Source organism: Fulvivirga sediminis, assembly GCF_016757215.1.
Lineage (GTDB): Bacteria > Bacteroidota > Bacteroidia > Cytophagales > Cyclobacteriaceae > Fulvivirga > Fulvivirga sediminis.
Genome location: NZ_JAESIY010000010.1, coordinates 71,431 through 86,655, shown reverse-complemented (window position 1 = coordinate 86,655; position 15,225 = coordinate 71,431). Strand labels below are relative to the sequence as shown.

Sequence of the window (15,225 nt, the reverse complement as noted above, 5' to 3'; positions counted from 1 at the left end):
TTGCCTGGCATGAAACACACCAGGCAACTCATGATTAAATGATATATTGCTTAATTCAAATTATTCCTTTTCTTAGCCAGGTAAGCTAGATCTTTAAGGTCCAGTTCTCCATTAACATTCATCACCATAAAGTCAGATTCCTCACTTATTAATATGAGCATATTTTTGATCTCACTATCACTTCCCTGAGTCATGAAGTAAATATGATCAGAACCATCTCGTAGGGTCATCATTTCTTCATATTTTTCTTTTTTGAGCTCAGATCTCATTTTGGCTATATCTTCACTCTTAAACCCTGACTTATACATAGGAATAGAAACCAGTTCTAATGAAGAAATATTATCAGCTATGCGGGAAATAACCTGCGAATCTTCATCCTGCTCATCCAAAGAAGCAACGGTGGCGAGTAATTTAAACAGTCCACCTGTAAAGGTTACTACCGTAGCATCACGATCATCTTTGTACTTTTCGTGAAATTTTTGAATGGTTTTACTTTGCCCAAAGGAAATACCTGCTGTTAGTATTACAGCTAATGCTGAGATAATTAAACGTTTCATAATCTATTTATTTTGAGTTGTTAATGTGTTGCTTGTTGTTGTTTATTTTCAATTGACCTTGAAAGTATCTATTCCTTCTTATTATTTAATTTCTCCAAGCCTTCAAGCCCCTGAATATCCATAGACTTGGAAATTTTAGCTATTTGTTTTAAATCTATTTCACCGAATAAGCTGAGGATGAAAAACTCTTTTTCTCCTCCACTGATCATTAATAATTCATTGATTTTGCCTCCACTTTCTTTTATCAGAAATTTCAGATCAGTACTTCCATCCCTGACAGACATAAGTTCCCCATATTCCTCTTTTGGAAGTAACTGAAAGGCCTCTTTATATAGCTTTTTACCATCCTTAGCATCTTCTTTTGCTAATATCCTTATGCCTTTAAGTTTAGAAATCGCATTCATCACCTCTTGGTCTTCCTTTGACTCCATTTCAAGATTGGTAAATAGCTCAAACATTCTACTATTTACAGATACCTGGGTGAATTCCTCATCATTTTCATACTTACTGAAAAATTTACTTATGGCATCCTGACCTTGAGCGCTGAATGAGAGCAGCACACCTATAGACAGCACTAAAATTGATCGTTTCATTTCTTCTCCGTTTTAATATTTATAATGTCTCTGTTTCTTTTACTTTCTTTTGCGCTTCATGCAAAACACCCACTTTCTCCACTTGCTTCTTACCTACATTCATGTTTTTAGAAATAAGCATTAAAGCCTTTTTTGTCTCTTCAAATGCTTTCTCAGGGTCTTCAAAGGTGCCGGTAACATAAGGCTCTAAATTCTCTTTTTTATCCTGATATTCCTTCTGCATAAAGTAGCCAGCAGTGGCCAATATCAATAAGACTGCCGCTACTTTAAGGGCATCATTCACCCACTTTATAACTTTACCTTTTCCAGACTTTTTATTTTCTAATTCGTCCAATATGAGCTCATCAAACTCAGCTCCCAATTCATCTTTCTCACCCTCAGCCTCATAATATTGAAATAGAGAAGCCACTGACTTCAAGTGTCCAGGAACCGGCTGATGAGTAAAAAACTCCTTCAGTTCGTCTTCCTCCTCAAGAGAGGTTTCACATTCCCAATATTTAGCCAACAGATGTTCTATTCTATCTAAGTCCATATGCATTGATATTTAATAGATTCTCTTTAATTGCCTTTCTGGCTCTAAATAAATTTACTTTTACCTGATTCATATCCACCCCAACCATTTCACTTATCTCTTTATAGCTATATCCTTCTATATCTCGAAGCTTAATAATCTGCCTTTGTTTATCAGGCAATGACTCTATAAAAAGATTAATCATGCTCATAGTATCACTAATTTCTGTACTCCTATAAGGAGTCTGATTTTTATCGTCAGATTTATCAAACTCTTCGTTTAATGAATCTGTATACTTTTTATGTTTGGATTTGAGTTTATCCAGAGAAAGGTTACGAGTTACACGCATACACCACGCTTCTATGTTTTCAATGGCCAACAAATCCTCCTTTTTATCCCAAATTTTAATAAAAACTTCCTGCACTATATCTTTCGCCTCGTCCTCATTTTTTATGAAGCCTAAAGCAAAGCGATAAAGCTTATTTTTAACAGGTAGAACTTTATTTTTGAAAATTTCCAAACTCATATTCAGAAGCAAGACGACCCATTTTTCAGTTTGTTACAGCCATTTTGAAAAAAAATAAATGAGCTCAAAGCAACCAACAAAAAAAACATTTATTTTATTATTATTTATACATAATAATCATTTTACAAGCTTTATAAATATATTTATACTTATTATATAATAGAATATTTATATAACGATTACTAAGAATGACAGGTAGTGTATACATTTCCAATGTTGAACAATTTTTCACTTTATACTATGAGAAATTTTTTATTATCGTTAGTGCTTCTAGCCTGCTCTTCAGCAGTAGTTAGCGCTCAAAATTACAAGCCTTTCAAATTAGGTTTAGGCTTAGGGTATGCTCATCCTAGCGATGGAGGTGGTGGTGTTCTTTTTGATTTCGAACCTGCGTACAGAATTAATGATGCCATTGCTGTTGGCCTAAGAATTGAGTCTGCTTGGATGGCAAGGGGTCTTGATGATTCCGGTGCTGATGTTTCAGCTAATGGTTCCTACAGCTTGAACGGTCAGTACTATTTAAGTGATTCAAAAGTTCGCCCTTATGTGGGTCTTGGATTTGGTTTATTTTCATCTGCTAGTGTTTCTGTTTCCAACAATGGCTCTGCCGGTGCAGATGCATCTGAAAATAAATTTGGGTTCTACCCCAGACTTGGCATAGATATCGGACACTTCAACATCAACTTTGACTACAATATTATTGGTAAGAGTGAAGGCACAGCAAGTGATTCGCAAGGAAGAACGTTTACTTATGATATCAAAAACAGCTACTTCGGAATTCGTTTAGGTGCATTCATCTTTGGAGGTGAAAACTAAAAACCTTTACTAAATATAAAAAAGGCTGTCAATTTTGGCAGCCTTTTTCTATTTATAGGAATTCATAAATAATCTAAACCTTCAGCACTTGCTCATTAATGATCACAAATATTTGATCTTCCTTTTTAGGCTTCACTAATGCAAGGCCGGTAAATTCTCCAAAGGCCGGTAAAAGACCATGTTGAGATCCGAAATAAAAACAAGGCAGTTTTAAAGCTTGTCTTCCCTTTCCTGTCAACCTTACTCCGGGGTGCAGATGACCAGCGATGTTATAATAAGCTTCCTCTTCTATAGTTTCATGAGATAATGAAAATGGTCCTATATATAAAGGTTCTTCATGAAGTATTAACTGATGCTTTAAATACTGATACTCACTCATAATATCATGATTACCAATAATGAGTTCGAAAGAAATTGCCGGAAAGTATTTAAGCACTTGGCCTAACACCTCCCACTCTGCATTGTAATGGCTATGAAAAAGATCACCCATAAACAAAACCCTTTCTGGCTTCCACCTTTGAAGTAGATTAATGAAGCGATCTATATTTTGATTATTAGGTTCTGAAGATACAGCAATACCAGACCTCCTAAAATGATTGACCTTCCCCAAATGCATATCTGCCAATAAAAGAATGCCCCTTTTCTCCCATAGCAAGGCCTTCTCTGGCAACAGAAGTAATCGTTCGCCTTTTATATCAATGACATAAATACCATTAAATGTTTTTGAGTATTTCAATTTAAAAGCTCTATTTTTATCAAATACACAAAATTATGACTTAAAATAACGAAACTAAGATAATTGTATTTGAATTTATATAATTACTACTACTTTTGGATTCGAACAGAACAGAAGGCAATATGATTATACCTAAGGAACCGAAATTAACAGAAGAACAACTGAAGGAAATCAAGGACATTGTAAATGAATACAATTGCAAGATCCAACCAATAGAAGGCATACATAGAACTATTTATGCATTATTAGGTGAAGAGAGAGAACAAGTAATGATAAATAGAATACTTGGGTTAGATTATATTGACAGGTTTGATGCTATTGATTCTCCTTATAAGTTGATGGATATTCATTCTGAATTAACCCACCACCAGATTAAAGTTGGAAATTCAATAGTAGGTACTGAGCCTTTTATTATTGCCGGACAGTGTACTATCGACCCTAACAATCCTAATTATTTTCTTGAAACAGCTCATGCGGTAAAAGAAGCTGGCGCTAAAGCGATTAGAGGCGGTGTATGGAAACCCCGTACTATGCCTTATTCTTATCAGGGAGATGATAGTGCCATTAAAATTTTAGTTGAAGCACGAGAGCAAACTGGCTTACCTATCGACACGGAAGTGATGGATGAGCATCAGCTAGAAGTAGCCATGGATGCTAAAGTGGACATACTACAAATAGGAACTAGAAATGCTCTTAACTACTCTTTACTTAAAAAAATAGGAGAAAAAACAGCAGGAACTCAAACAGCTGTGCTTTTAAAGAGATCTAGAGCCATGGGGCCTATCAATGAGCTTATTGCTGCGGCTGAATATATAGCTGCAGGAGGTAATCCTAATGTTATGCTTTGCCCAAGAGGTACTATTCCTCAAGTAGATGGATATAGAAACAATCCTGACGAAAGCATTACTCCTCTTGTGAAAGAAAAAACATGGGCTCCGGTAATCGTAGACCCTTCACACTCAGTAGGAAGAGCCAAATATGTGTGCGCTGCCTCAATGGCTGCCATGGCTTATGGTGCAGATGGACTCATAATAGAAACTCACGTAGATCCTAAATATGGTATTGGTGATGACCCTAAACAAGCTTTAAAACCTGATGAGTTAAAAACACTTATAAACAATGTGAATTTAATTTGGGGCTTAACAAAGAAGAAATAGTAATCTTAACATAAAACAGAAAAGGTATCCTTAAGGACACCTTTTCTGTTTTATCTATATAAGCTCTACACCCAAACCAGGTTTTTCAGTAGTACTCATCCAGCCTTCGTCTATTTTAAAGCCCCCAGTAACAGCATCTGTCACCACATCAAGACTGCCATCCAGATCAATATACCTGGTATTGGAAAATGATAGCGCAGCATGCAAAGCGGCTGTAACACTAACCGCACTTTCATCATTACACCCCCACATTAAATCAATATGAGCGACCCTAGCAATATTAGCCATTTGCATAGCGGGAAATATTCCTCCTGATTTCATTAATTTAATATTAAATATTCTACCCGCAATGGGCTGAGAAGCCAATAAGAAAGCATCTTCCGGGGATTTTAAGCTTTCATCTAAAGCAATAATTTCCTTTATTTCCTGAGGTAACTGCCTTAATAAATCCAACTGATCAACAGGCAAAGGTTGTTCTATAAGTTCAATATTCCACTCTTTACTACTTTTGTAAAACTTTAAAAGTGCTGCCTGATCATACCCTTGATTGGCATCAAGTCTGATTTTCACATTATTAACAAAAACCTCTTTCAACTTAGCCACACGTTCAATATCCTCATCTACGTCTCTGCCAGTTTTCACTTTCAAGCACCTGAAACCCATATCATAATATTCTCTTGCTTCCTCCAAAGTGGCTTTCACATCTTTAATCCCTATGGTTACAGAAGTTTCTAATGTTCTAAATTTTCGACCCAGAAACTGAGCCAACGGCACCCCTAAAAATTTAGTAAAAGCATCATGCAAGGCGATATCTAAAGCTGCTCTTGCGGCCGGAAACTCAGGAAACCTGACCATTACCTCATATAAAACACCATGTATTTCACGGATATCCTTCCCGATTAAAAACTCAAGATTCTCTTCACTAAGAGTGGCGTGAGTATCTTCTAAAGACTCTCCAACAACCTGCCTACTAGGGTTCCCCGCTCCTACACCGTACTCACCATTTTCTAATGTTATTTTCACAAAAACACTATCCACATCATCTACGGTTTTAAAAGCAATAGTATAAGGCCTGGTATTACCTAAATTCATGCGCCAAACCTCTATATTTTTAATTCTCATTCTTAAAATATTTTCACTTCTACTGGTTTATTATTTGAATGATTAACCATATAAACAACTATATATCAGTAATTTAATTCACCTAAACACTCAAAAAAACTTATTTTAAACTTCCGCAAATAATCATTCTACCGTAATTGAGGTGATTGCTTCTCTTGTAAGACCGTTTTTATTAATAACCAAAACCCTTAAGTCCACATTACTACCTGATTTGAGATTTGGCACTTCATAAGGAATAGAAATTACCTCACTTTCCGTTTCTTCATCATAGCTATATTGGTATGCAATAGTATTCACCATTGACTCTTGTTGCTCTGGCTCTGTGGCATACAATTCAAAATGATCTATTGGATCTAATGACCAGTAATGCATTATAAGATTTAATGAATTTCCTGAGAGCACATCTCCCTCTACTACTAAAGACTGAATAACAGGATAGTGATCTCCATTAGAGGTAGTATTGTCATCTATAAAATACTCTTCTTCATAGCAAGAAGTCATTATTATAAGCATCAACAAAATATAAAATATCCTTTTCATATTGATTTCTTTAGTAACTGATTAATCTAAGTCTTTCCACATTGCTTGTGTAAACTCTCTAATATGAGATGATAGGTTTGTAGCATTTCTATTTTGCTCGGAAACAGGGTAAAGTGCTCTTGCCGCAGGCTCTGAGCGACCTCCGTAATCAGGTTCCTCAAAGCCACGAAAGATTTTAGGATCATATTTTAACCGACGCATATCATTCCATACTTCAAAATTTAGAAACAAGGCAATATATTTTTCTTTCATAATATGCTCGAGATCTATACTGAGGCCTAAATCCACAGACGGATTGTTTAAGTAATCTTCTATTTCGCTTCCTTCCACTTCAAGCATATTCATATGCGCAGTAATTCCTTCCAAATAGGCCTTATTTGCTCTGGCAGGATCTGTTTCCAGCGCCATTTCAGCTTCTATGAATTTAAGTTCAGAATAGCTCATCATAATAATAGGAGAATTCTCCTTGGCATACCATGTATCCCTGGTAAGATCAGTGGTACTTGCTGGTGTGCTAGGATCATAAGATGCCAGTCCGTGATATTCCGTAGAAGCGCCTTTATCCGCTATAATGGGGAGGCGGGGATCCACTACAGAATATATAGCTCCATTGAGCAGGTCAACGAAATATTTGCCATGCGTAACAGTGAAATTGCCTGTTTCATTAGCCAGAGCCACATCACTATGGAGTGGATTAAGATTCACCTCATTATATGCTAATTGAAAATTATCTTCATTAGAAGTAAATCCTAAATCTACTTCTGAGAGTATGTCAGAAGCTGTAAATTGACCTTTGTGATACAAGTGTAGCATATACCTGGCTTTCAGGGCATGAAGTAAATTTTCCCATTTTTTAAGGTCTCCCCCATAAATCATATCATCATTATCGGGAGGGTAGGTTGATTCCTGGACCTTCAGGTATTCCTCAGCCTCTGACAAATAATCAAATATGGCTTGATAAATCTTCTGTTGTGTATCATAGGCTGGTGTGATATTATTAGAACCAGCCAAAGCCTCTGCCAAAGGAGCGTCTTCCCAGGTATCAGTAACCAACCCTAAATTGAGGGCTTGCAAAATACGAACTATGCCTAAATAATGAGGAGCTTCTTTTTCAGTAGCCTTTTCTTCCATCACACTCAAAGTATTTAGGCATTCCAGATACGCTCGAGACCAATTACTAGTAAGGGTAAACTCAGTGTAGTATCCAAAATACTGATCAATTTGATGAGTGGCACATGAAGCCGCATTCATAGCCTCGTAATGACTCTCTGAAGTAGCTTCTAAAACGGTAGGTAATAAAGCTTCGAGATTCACATCTTCAGCTTTTACTTTGGTAGGATCTTTATTGACATCTAAAAAATCATTGCAAGATGATACCAGCAGCTGCCCCAGCAGAAAAACCACGATTGTTTTTATATATAAATTCTTCATGATGTGTATATCTTATAATCCAATATTTAACCTTACTGAATAACTGCGTGTGGCCGGTGTTTTAAGACCTGTATACCCATAAATATTACTTCCACTTCCAAAATAATTCGTTTCAGGATCATAGCCTTTCACAGGTGTACTTAGCAAGACATTATAAGCAATAAAAGATAGTCGGGCAGAATTAAGGTGAATGCTTTGCAGCCAGATTTTAGGGAAGCTATATGAAATGCTAATATTTCTAATTCTAAACCAAGAGGCATCTTCCAGCAGCACTTCGGCGGCATAGTTATAGTTAGTAGTAGATCTGTAAAAAGCAGGAGTAATTTCTGTAGGTGTGGTATTAGGTTCATAGCCAATTACCTCTCCATCTTCATTAGTCAATTCATTTACTCCATTGAAAACTACTTGCTCAAAGCGTCTTTCCGTCTCCTTAATCTGTCCATTTCGTATACTATTTCTTCTTCCCATATCTAGCACATCCCCCCCATGCTTCCATTCCAATAGCACTGAAAGCTCAAAACCTTTATATTTAAAAGAGTTGGTCATTCCTGCAGACCAGTCAGGCATGGCATTACCCGCTAGCCTCAAGGTATCCCAGTCTATCTCAGGGTACCCTGTTTCACTGTTTATTATCAGCTGTCCGCTGGGAGATCGCCTATATACATATCCATATAAATCTCCAACCTTGCCTCCTCTCACATATTTATTAGTAATACCAAAAGAGGAATACAGCTCTATTTCTTCTATCCCCTCATCAATCTCCTCCACACGCCCTTTCTGTTTAGTGAAATTAAAGTTTACGTCCCAGGCAAAATCACCACTCGTTATGGGAGTAGCGGATAGGTTGAGCTCAATACCTTCGTTAGTCATAGATCCGGCATTAGTAACATAGCGGGAGGCTCCACTAGCATTACTTATGGGCACTGAAAGAATCATATCAGTAAGATCGCTTTTGTAATAAGTGAAATTCAAGCCAAACCTATTTTTGAGCAATCGCAGATCAGCTCCTAACTCTAATGTGTTAGTGAATTCTGGCTTAAGAGATTCATCTCCAATTAAGGTAGATTGTCTAAAGCCAAGAGCATCTCCAAAGGGAAAGTTACTGGCCTTTTCAAAATAAATGCCTGTTTGATAAGGTGAAGCGTCCTTGCCTACCACTGCATAAGAACCTCTAAATTTAAGATATGACAAAGCTGTGGGCATCATTATCATATCAGACAACACCCAACTTAAGCTTGCGGATGGAAAAAAGTAAGAATTATTAGCCACAGGCAACGTAGAAGACCAGTCGTTTCTACCGGTAACAGAAAGGAACAGATAATTTTGATATCCTAAAGTAAGCTCTCCATAAACGGCGGCATTTCTATATTTTGTATTATCATTCGCTTGATAAATATTGATAGTATTATCCAAGTTATAGAAACCATCTAGCGCAAGCCCCTCGCCTCTGGTCGTAAGATAATCTTTCTCTCTAATATAGGTGTATTGACCCACAATACTTGAAAAGCTAAATTTCTCTCCAAAATCATATTTTAATTGAGCAAAAACATTTGAAGTCATAGCATAGCTACTGTTACGCTGCTCTACTACAAAACCATCTACCTGAGAGCCTTCATCGGTTTCATTGCTTACTATCCTCTTACGTTCATCGCTATAAATATCAGTACCAATCTTATAATTGATAGAAATGTGTTCATTCAACTCATATTTTAAGCCTAACCCCACAATATACCTGTTAACAGCATCGGTATATTCATTAGTATTTACCAAGTAAAGTGGATGATCTATGATTCCTCCAAATATGTTATTAGCAAATGAATAGGGTTCCTTATAATGGTTGATATCTGCCATGGGAGTAACATATGATAAGTTACTCAAAATAGACTTATCTCCTACATGAGGCTTGTGTCCACCTGTATTAGCATACATAAGATTAGCCGTAGCCTCCAGCTTAGGAGCAATATTAATTTTGGTAGTCAGGTTAAAATTAGTTTTTTCAAAATCCGTTTTAGGTATCACCCCCTCTTGATTTAACCTATCAAAAGAAAAGCGATAGTTGAAGTTATCAGAAGCTCCAGCTATACTACCTCCGTAATTCGTTTCCGTACCTGTCTTGAAAAAATCATCATAAATATCATGAGTATTATCATTGGCAGGGTTTACCGGTGCACCCCAGCTATCCCAGAAATAGCCATCTCTTTTATTGGTGGAAGCATACGAACCATCTATAAAGCTACGCTGTACTTTTGGTACTTTATTTACAGTAGACCATCCACTCCCAAAGTGAAGATCTATTTGAGGGGCTCCTTTTTTTCCCTTTTTTGTGGTAATAATGATAGCTCCATTAGCCGCTCTTATACCATAAAGCGCTGTAGCCTGTGCTCCCTTAAGAATAGTAAGAGAAGCAATATCTCCTGGATTGATATCCACTGCTCTATTGGCGACACTGGCCTGAGATGCTGAATTAGTAGAATTAGATCCTGAGCTGGGCAAAATAGAAGTAGCATCTACATCATCACTAATTTCCACACCATCAATAACATAGAGCGGCCGGTTACTCCTATTCGGGTCTAATGAAGTCATGCCTCTGATGACTATATCAGCTCCAGAGCCTGGCGCACCACTAGAGTTTCGGATAGTAACGCCTGCCACCCTTCCTTGCAGTGCATTTACTATATTAGTTTGTCCACTTTTTTCAATAGTGGCCTCTCCCACCTGCTCCACTGCATAGCCTAATGCTCTTTTCTCTCTAGATATATTTAAAGCAGTAACCACCACCTCTTCCAGCTCGGTAGCCTCTGGCTCCATAATATGATTAATCAGGCTTCTTCCCTGTATGGGCACCTCCTCGGTTTTATATCCAATAAAAGAAAAAATCAAAAGTGCAGCTTCTTCACCTGCATCCAAAGTATAATTACCCCCTAGGTCGGTTACTGTGCCTATGGAGCTGCCCTTTACCATCACAGATACACCGGGAAGCAATTCACCTTCCTCCGTAGAAACTTTACCAGTAATGGTTTGTGCCATGTTATCAACACAAAGTGTAAACAGCATGACCTGCATCAATAACAATTGAGCAAAACACTTCTTCATAGGCAGATTATTAGTTAGTAACCCTCTATTTATAGAAGTCATTGAAAAATTAAAAACAGTCAAATTATAATTCTAAAACAAACTATTTAACTGATAATCAATCGATTGAATAAAAATTTTAAGTCAAATCATAGTCATCATTACCCTGCCTGAAGTGACTAAATTTTGAAATACCATCATTTAGCATTATTATTCTTAACATTTACTTTATGTTTTGCTAATAATGATCCCACATAGAATCAAATCCAGAGTTGAAAAAGCAATTATAATGAGTGAACTTCCCGGCGTACCAGAAAAAACTGAAGAATGGAAAGGCATGACTCGCACAGTATTCGAAAGAATAGCTAGAAAAATCAATCAGGAAATAACCAAAAATATAATTAGCAAACCCTCACTTATAAAAGAATACCTTCTGTTTGGCGAGAATGAATTTGAAAGCATCAAATTCAAATATAAAATCAAGACTATGGATGAGTTTATCCACTTTCTAAAAATGACAAACCAACAAAAGCCATATATCTGGATTAGTGGAAAAACATTACAAGGCTATTGGAATAATGGCAATGCGAAAGACAGAAAGTTAAACGCACTGCTAAGCTTTTTAAATATTAGCATCAATGATTGGGATTATTGGAAAAGTACAGAGGAGGAGAGCAGTGAAGCAACAAAGCTATATCATGACAAAAACAATAATGGCACCCGTTTTTTATTAAGAAAACATTTTGTAGGGCATTATTTTAGGTATTATCAGAAATCAGACCAGAGCAGGGTGCTGATAAAAACTCCCTTTGTAATAAAAGAAGACGCCAAGCATATAGTAACTATAGAAACGAAAACGATAGGACACCAATACGAGAGCTCCAACATGGTAATACGTGATGGCGCATTATATATAGAATGCGAAAACCTTGAATGGAACGAAAAGGAAAACTACATCTTCAACATAGGGTTTGAAACCAATCCTAAAATAATTAGCGGGGTTTCTAATACTTTAGATAGAAAAGGACATGCCATAGCCATCAAAAATCTACTAGTAAAGCAAGAAACCCCGTATGATTATTATAAATGTGAGGGTATGGAAATACCCTTCGATCAGCCTCTAAACTTATCAGAGGAAGATACATTAGTTCTTAATTTCATAAAACAACGCAGTAATAACATCATTACCACGAGTTACATTCATTCTTTAGAAGAACTAAGAGCTGACACTATTTTTAAACAAATTGGTTAAGAATAGCGCTCACCTCATCTTTGGCGGTTTTCCCAAAATGTTTCCATTGCACTTGGCCACTTTTAAACAGAATGAACGTAGGCACCCCATTAACGCCATAGGTAAATGCAGCATGTTTATTATTATCCACGTTTACTCTTACTATCCGCGCCTTTTCTCCCATTTCTGTCTTCAGTTCATTAAGCAATGGATCCCTACTTCTGCCGGAACCAGCTATACTGGAAAAGAAATCTACCAGTACTGGCTTATTACCGTTGATTAGTTCTTGAAATTTAGACATATAAAAACTATTAAATTATCACGTTCTATCAGTATTTAAACGTGGAATAAAGAAAAATGGCTACACTGCCTATCGATAAATGTTACTATTCAACCGAAAAAGTTACATCACTCTTCAAAATCGAGAGTCATTCTTCTAATCCTGTCTTCTAATTTCTCTGAAGATAACTTTTCCCTCATTCTATCTACCATGATAGGAAAAGCAAACGGCGTGGGCTTTTCTGGCTCTGTAACTATTATTTTTTGCTGATGTATCCGTTCTAAAGCTCTTCTCATTCTAGCTTCTTCCAGCTGAAAATCCATTACTTCTTCATAGGCCTGCAGAAGCAACAGGTTATCAGCTTCATAATCATGAAATACATCAAAGAATAACTGTGAAGAAGATTGAAGGTGGCGATCTTTTATTTGCTGACCTGGATATCCTTTAAACACCAGGCCTGATATAGAAGCAATATCTCTGAATCTTCGTCTGGCCATTTCCACACTATTCATGCTACCCTGTATATCCTGATATAGGTTATCAGACGTAAGCACATCCGTTTCCAAAGCCTCATAGATGGGTATTTCTCTATCTGAAAGGAGTTCAAAGCCATAGTCATTCATGGCGATACTCAAAGTGATTGGCGTTATTTCCGAAATGCGTTTAGCCAGCAAGGCTCCCATACCTTCATGTACAAAGCGCCCTTCAAAAGGATACATAAGCACGTGATATCCTTCTTTACTCTTAAAATATTCTATTAAAAACTCATCTTTATTCGGCAAATGTGATCTTTTGCGCTGTAGCTCCATCAAAGGCATTAAAAAATTAAGCTCGGGATCTGTTTTTTTGCCCTTTAGAGTGACCCCATGCAGCTTTTTCCTTAACATAACTGACATTTGACTAGACAGTGGCATTCGGCCGCCCATCCATGAAGGTACCGCTTTTGCTTTTTTCTTAGTGTTTCGCACTTGCACTACCATTTCCTTTATTCTTACAAATTCCAGATTTCGGCCTGCAAACCAAAACACATCTCCCGGAGAAAGCCTGGCGATAAACCACTCCTCTATGGTGCCAATATACTTTCCTGTAATATATTTTACTTTCAATGAAGAATCGCTCACAATAGTACCTATAGAAAGCCTGTGCCTCATGGCTATTCTACGATTAGTTACTTTATAAAGTCCGTCTTCTATTTCTACTTTCCGATATTCGTCATAAGCAGTAAGGGAGCTGCCGCCTGTGGTAATGAAACTCAGCAGCCAAAGCCACTCATCTCTATCAATACTATTATAACAGAAGGTTTCTTTTACTTCTTCAAAGATTTCTCTTTCATCAAAACCATCAGATACGGCCAAAGTCACTAAATATTGAATGAGCACATCAAATGAGCGAATAAATGGAATTCGATCTTCTACCAGACCCACTTTGATAGCCTCTCTTAATGCTGCTGCCTCTACCAGCTCCAACGAGTGCGTAGGCACAAAGTAAATCTTACTAAGTGCTCCCGGTTGATGACCGCTTCTGCCTGCCCGTTGCATAAACCGTGCAACGCCTTTCGGGCTGCCGATCTGAATAATAGTTTCTACCGGGCGAAAGTCAACCCCTAAATCCAAGCTAGAGGTACAAACCACCGCCTTTAACTGCTCGTTATGTAAGGCATCTTCTACCCAATCTCGAAGCTCCCTACTGATAGAGCCGTGGTGCATCGCCATGGTACCAGCCAACTCAGGAGCTCTATCCAATAGCTTCTGATACCATATTTCAGCAAAAGACCTGGTATTAGTGAAAATAAGGGTGCTATTACTGTTTTTTATAATTGGAATCACCTTATCGATTAGGTTTACACCTAAGTGACCTGCCCAAGGCAGCTTTTCCAATGTATCTGGTAAAACAGACTCTACTTCAATGACCTTTTTAATATCAGATCTGATAATTTTACTTTTGCCTTTATCAAGAGATGCTCCCAGCAAGGCTTGCACGGCTTCATCCATATTACCTATGGTAGCCGAAATACCCCATATTTTCAGCTTAGGACAAATAGTTTTGAGCCTAGACAAGCCCAGCTCCATTTGTACTCCTCTTTTAGACCCCATAAGTTCGTGCCATTCATCACAAACCACTGCCCGCAAGTTCTTGAAAAATTTAGGATACCCTTTCTGAGCCAGCATTAGCTGCAAACTCTCAGGCGTAGTGATGAGAAATTCAGGAGGATTTTTCTTCATCTTTTGTCTATCAGCAGGAGAAGTATCGCCAGTACGTAAAGACACCTGCCAATCTAGTCCCAGCCCCGCCACCGCACGCTGTGCAGAATTACTTATTTCTTTGGCTAGCGCCTTTATGGGGGTTATCCAAATGGCCCGTAATCCATTTTTACCCACTGAACTGGTAGCGCCTCCATTCTCACGAATGTATTCTAATAAAATAGGCATTACCAGTGAGTAGGTCTTACCACTGCCAGTTGGGGCATTTACCAATCCGTTATAACCACTCAAATAGGCGTGCCAGCTTTCTCTCTGGAATTGAAACGGTTTCCAGCCCTGATCTTCAAACCATCCTTCTGCTATAGGAATTAATGCTTTTTCTTCTGCCATTTTGTTTATAACAAATTCATAAGCATTTAGATACTTCAATTATTACGCATGTCATATTAGCT

Annotated in this window: 14 protein-coding genes; 3 read left to right on the top strand and 11 right to left on the bottom strand. The window is 37.5% G+C overall.

Annotated features, from left to right (window positions below):
- Positions 1 to 50: 50 nt before the first annotated feature.
- From JL102_RS17795 to JL102_RS17780, 4 genes are all read right to left on the bottom strand, one after another.
- Positions 51 to 557, bottom strand: a complete 507-nt coding sequence (locus tag JL102_RS17795) for a DUF4252 domain-containing protein (protein WP_202245802.1) — start codon at positions 555 to 557, stop codon at positions 51 to 53.
- 68 nt (positions 558 to 625) lie between these two features.
- A complete protein-coding gene (locus tag JL102_RS17790; RefSeq protein WP_202245801.1) occupies positions 626 to 1,150 on the bottom strand; it encodes a DUF4252 domain-containing protein in 525 nt (174 codons plus the stop codon).
- A gap of 19 nt (positions 1,151 to 1,169) precedes the next feature.
- Positions 1,170 to 1,682, bottom strand: a complete 513-nt coding sequence (locus JL102_RS17785) for a hypothetical protein (protein ID WP_202245800.1) — start codon at positions 1,680 to 1,682, stop codon at positions 1,170 to 1,172.
- Positions 1,669 to 2,187 carry an RNA polymerase sigma factor gene (locus JL102_RS17780; RefSeq protein ID WP_202245799.1) on the bottom strand — a complete coding sequence of 173 codons (519 nt, stop codon included), beginning with the start codon at positions 2,185 to 2,187 and terminating at the stop codon, positions 1,669 to 1,671. Before JL102_RS17780 ends, JL102_RS17785 begins: the two co-directional genes overlap by 14 nt.
- A 240-nt stretch (positions 2,188 to 2,427) precedes the next feature.
- Here JL102_RS17780 and JL102_RS17775 point away from each other — a divergent pair, with 240 nt between their 5' ends.
- Positions 2,428 to 3,003: an outer membrane beta-barrel protein gene (locus JL102_RS17775; protein WP_202245798.1), complete on the top strand. Its 576-nt coding sequence runs from the start codon at positions 2,428 to 2,430 to the stop codon at positions 3,001 to 3,003.
- Positions 3,004 to 3,076: 73 nt separating this feature from the next.
- Here the strand turns inward: JL102_RS17775 and pdeM are convergent, their stop codons facing one another.
- Positions 3,077 to 3,739, bottom strand: a complete 663-nt coding sequence (gene pdeM / locus JL102_RS17770) for a ligase-associated DNA damage response endonuclease PdeM (protein WP_202245797.1) — start codon at positions 3,737 to 3,739, stop codon at positions 3,077 to 3,079.
- A gap of 95 nt (positions 3,740 to 3,834) precedes the next feature.
- Here pdeM and JL102_RS17765 point away from each other — a divergent pair, with 95 nt between their 5' ends.
- A complete protein-coding gene (locus tag JL102_RS17765) occupies positions 3,835 to 4,896 on the top strand; it encodes a hypothetical protein (protein WP_202245796.1) in 1,062 nt (353 codons plus the stop codon).
- A gap of 54 nt (positions 4,897 to 4,950) precedes the next feature.
- On the opposite strand, the gene JL102_RS17760 is transcribed toward JL102_RS17765, so the two are convergent.
- The 4 genes from JL102_RS17760 to JL102_RS17745 all read right to left on the bottom strand — a co-directional run bounded on the left by JL102_RS17760 (position 4,951) and on the right by JL102_RS17745 (position 11,082).
- Entirely contained in the window at positions 4,951 to 6,018 is a 1,068-nt protein-coding gene (locus JL102_RS17760) for a mandelate racemase/muconate lactonizing enzyme family protein (RefSeq protein WP_202245795.1), read from the bottom strand.
- Between the two features lie 123 nt (positions 6,019 to 6,141).
- The gene (locus tag JL102_RS17755) at positions 6,142 to 6,558 is read right to left on the bottom strand and encodes a hypothetical protein (RefSeq protein WP_202245794.1); all 417 of its coding nucleotides are present in this window, start codon (positions 6,556 to 6,558) and stop codon (positions 6,142 to 6,144) included.
- Between the two features lie 21 nt (positions 6,559 to 6,579).
- Entirely contained in the window at positions 6,580 to 7,989 is a 1,410-nt protein-coding gene (locus JL102_RS17750) for a SusD/RagB family nutrient-binding outer membrane lipoprotein (RefSeq protein WP_202245793.1), read from the bottom strand.
- A gap of 12 nt (positions 7,990 to 8,001) precedes the next feature.
- Entirely contained in the window at positions 8,002 to 11,082 is a 3,081-nt protein-coding gene (locus tag JL102_RS17745) for a SusC/RagA family TonB-linked outer membrane protein (RefSeq protein WP_202245792.1), read from the bottom strand.
- A gap of 268 nt (positions 11,083 to 11,350) precedes the next feature.
- Here JL102_RS17745 and JL102_RS17740 point away from each other — a divergent pair, with 268 nt between their 5' ends.
- On the top strand, positions 11,351 to 12,313 hold the full coding sequence (locus JL102_RS17740) for a hypothetical protein (RefSeq protein ID WP_202245791.1): 963 nt from the start codon (positions 11,351 to 11,353) through the stop codon (positions 12,311 to 12,313).
- On the opposite strand, the gene JL102_RS17735 is transcribed toward JL102_RS17740, so the two are convergent.
- Together JL102_RS17735 and JL102_RS17730 are read right to left on the bottom strand one after the other, a co-directional pair.
- Positions 12,297 to 12,593: a thioredoxin family protein gene (locus JL102_RS17735; protein WP_202245790.1), complete on the bottom strand. Its 297-nt coding sequence runs from the start codon at positions 12,591 to 12,593 to the stop codon at positions 12,297 to 12,299. The two genes, JL102_RS17740 and JL102_RS17735, sit on opposite strands and share 17 nt — an antisense overlap.
- A gap of 107 nt (positions 12,594 to 12,700) precedes the next feature.
- Positions 12,701 to 15,163, bottom strand: a complete 2,463-nt coding sequence (locus JL102_RS17730; RefSeq protein ID WP_202245789.1) for a ligase-associated DNA damage response DEXH box helicase — start codon at positions 15,161 to 15,163, stop codon at positions 12,701 to 12,703.
- Positions 15,164 to 15,225: the final 62 nt, after the last annotated feature.

What these genes read in the sequence shown, in the direction of transcription:
- JL102_RS17795 (WP_202245802.1), bottom strand. Translation starts at nt 557, where the DNA reads ATGAAACGTTTAATTATCTCAGCATTAGCTGTAATACTAACAGCAGGT.
- JL102_RS17790 (WP_202245801.1), bottom strand. Translation starts at nt 1,150, where the DNA reads ATGAAACGATCAATTTTAGTGCTGTCTATAGGTGTGCTGCTCTCATTC.
- JL102_RS17785 (WP_202245800.1), bottom strand. Translation starts at nt 1,682, where the DNA reads ATGGACTTAGATAGAATAGAACATCTGTTGGCTAAATATTGGGAATGT.
- JL102_RS17780 (WP_202245799.1), bottom strand. Translation starts at nt 2,187, where the DNA reads ATGAGTTTGGAAATTTTCAAAAATAAAGTTCTACCTGTTAAAAATAAG.
- JL102_RS17775 (WP_202245798.1), top strand. Translation starts at nt 2,428, where the DNA reads ATGAGAAATTTTTTATTATCGTTAGTGCTTCTAGCCTGCTCTTCAGCA.
- JL102_RS17760 (WP_202245795.1), bottom strand. Translation starts at nt 6,018, where the DNA reads ATGAGAATTAAAAATATAGAGGTTTGGCGCATGAATTTAGGTAATACC.
- JL102_RS17755 (WP_202245794.1), bottom strand. Translation starts at nt 6,558, where the DNA reads ATGAAAAGGATATTTTATATTTTGTTGATGCTTATAATAATGACTTCT.
- JL102_RS17750 (WP_202245793.1), bottom strand. Translation starts at nt 7,989, where the DNA reads ATGAAGAATTTATATATAAAAACAATCGTGGTTTTTCTGCTGGGGCAG.
- JL102_RS17745 (WP_202245792.1), bottom strand. Translation starts at nt 11,082, where the DNA reads ATGAAGAAGTGTTTTGCTCAATTGTTATTGATGCAGGTCATGCTGTTT.
- JL102_RS17740 (WP_202245791.1), top strand. Translation starts at nt 11,351, where the DNA reads ATGAGTGAACTTCCCGGCGTACCAGAAAAAACTGAAGAATGGAAAGGC.
- JL102_RS17735 (WP_202245790.1), bottom strand. Translation starts at nt 12,593, where the DNA reads ATGTCTAAATTTCAAGAACTAATCAACGGTAATAAGCCAGTACTGGTA.
- JL102_RS17730 (WP_202245789.1), bottom strand. Translation starts at nt 15,163, where the DNA reads ATGGCAGAAGAAAAAGCATTAATTCCTATAGCAGAAGGATGGTTTGAA.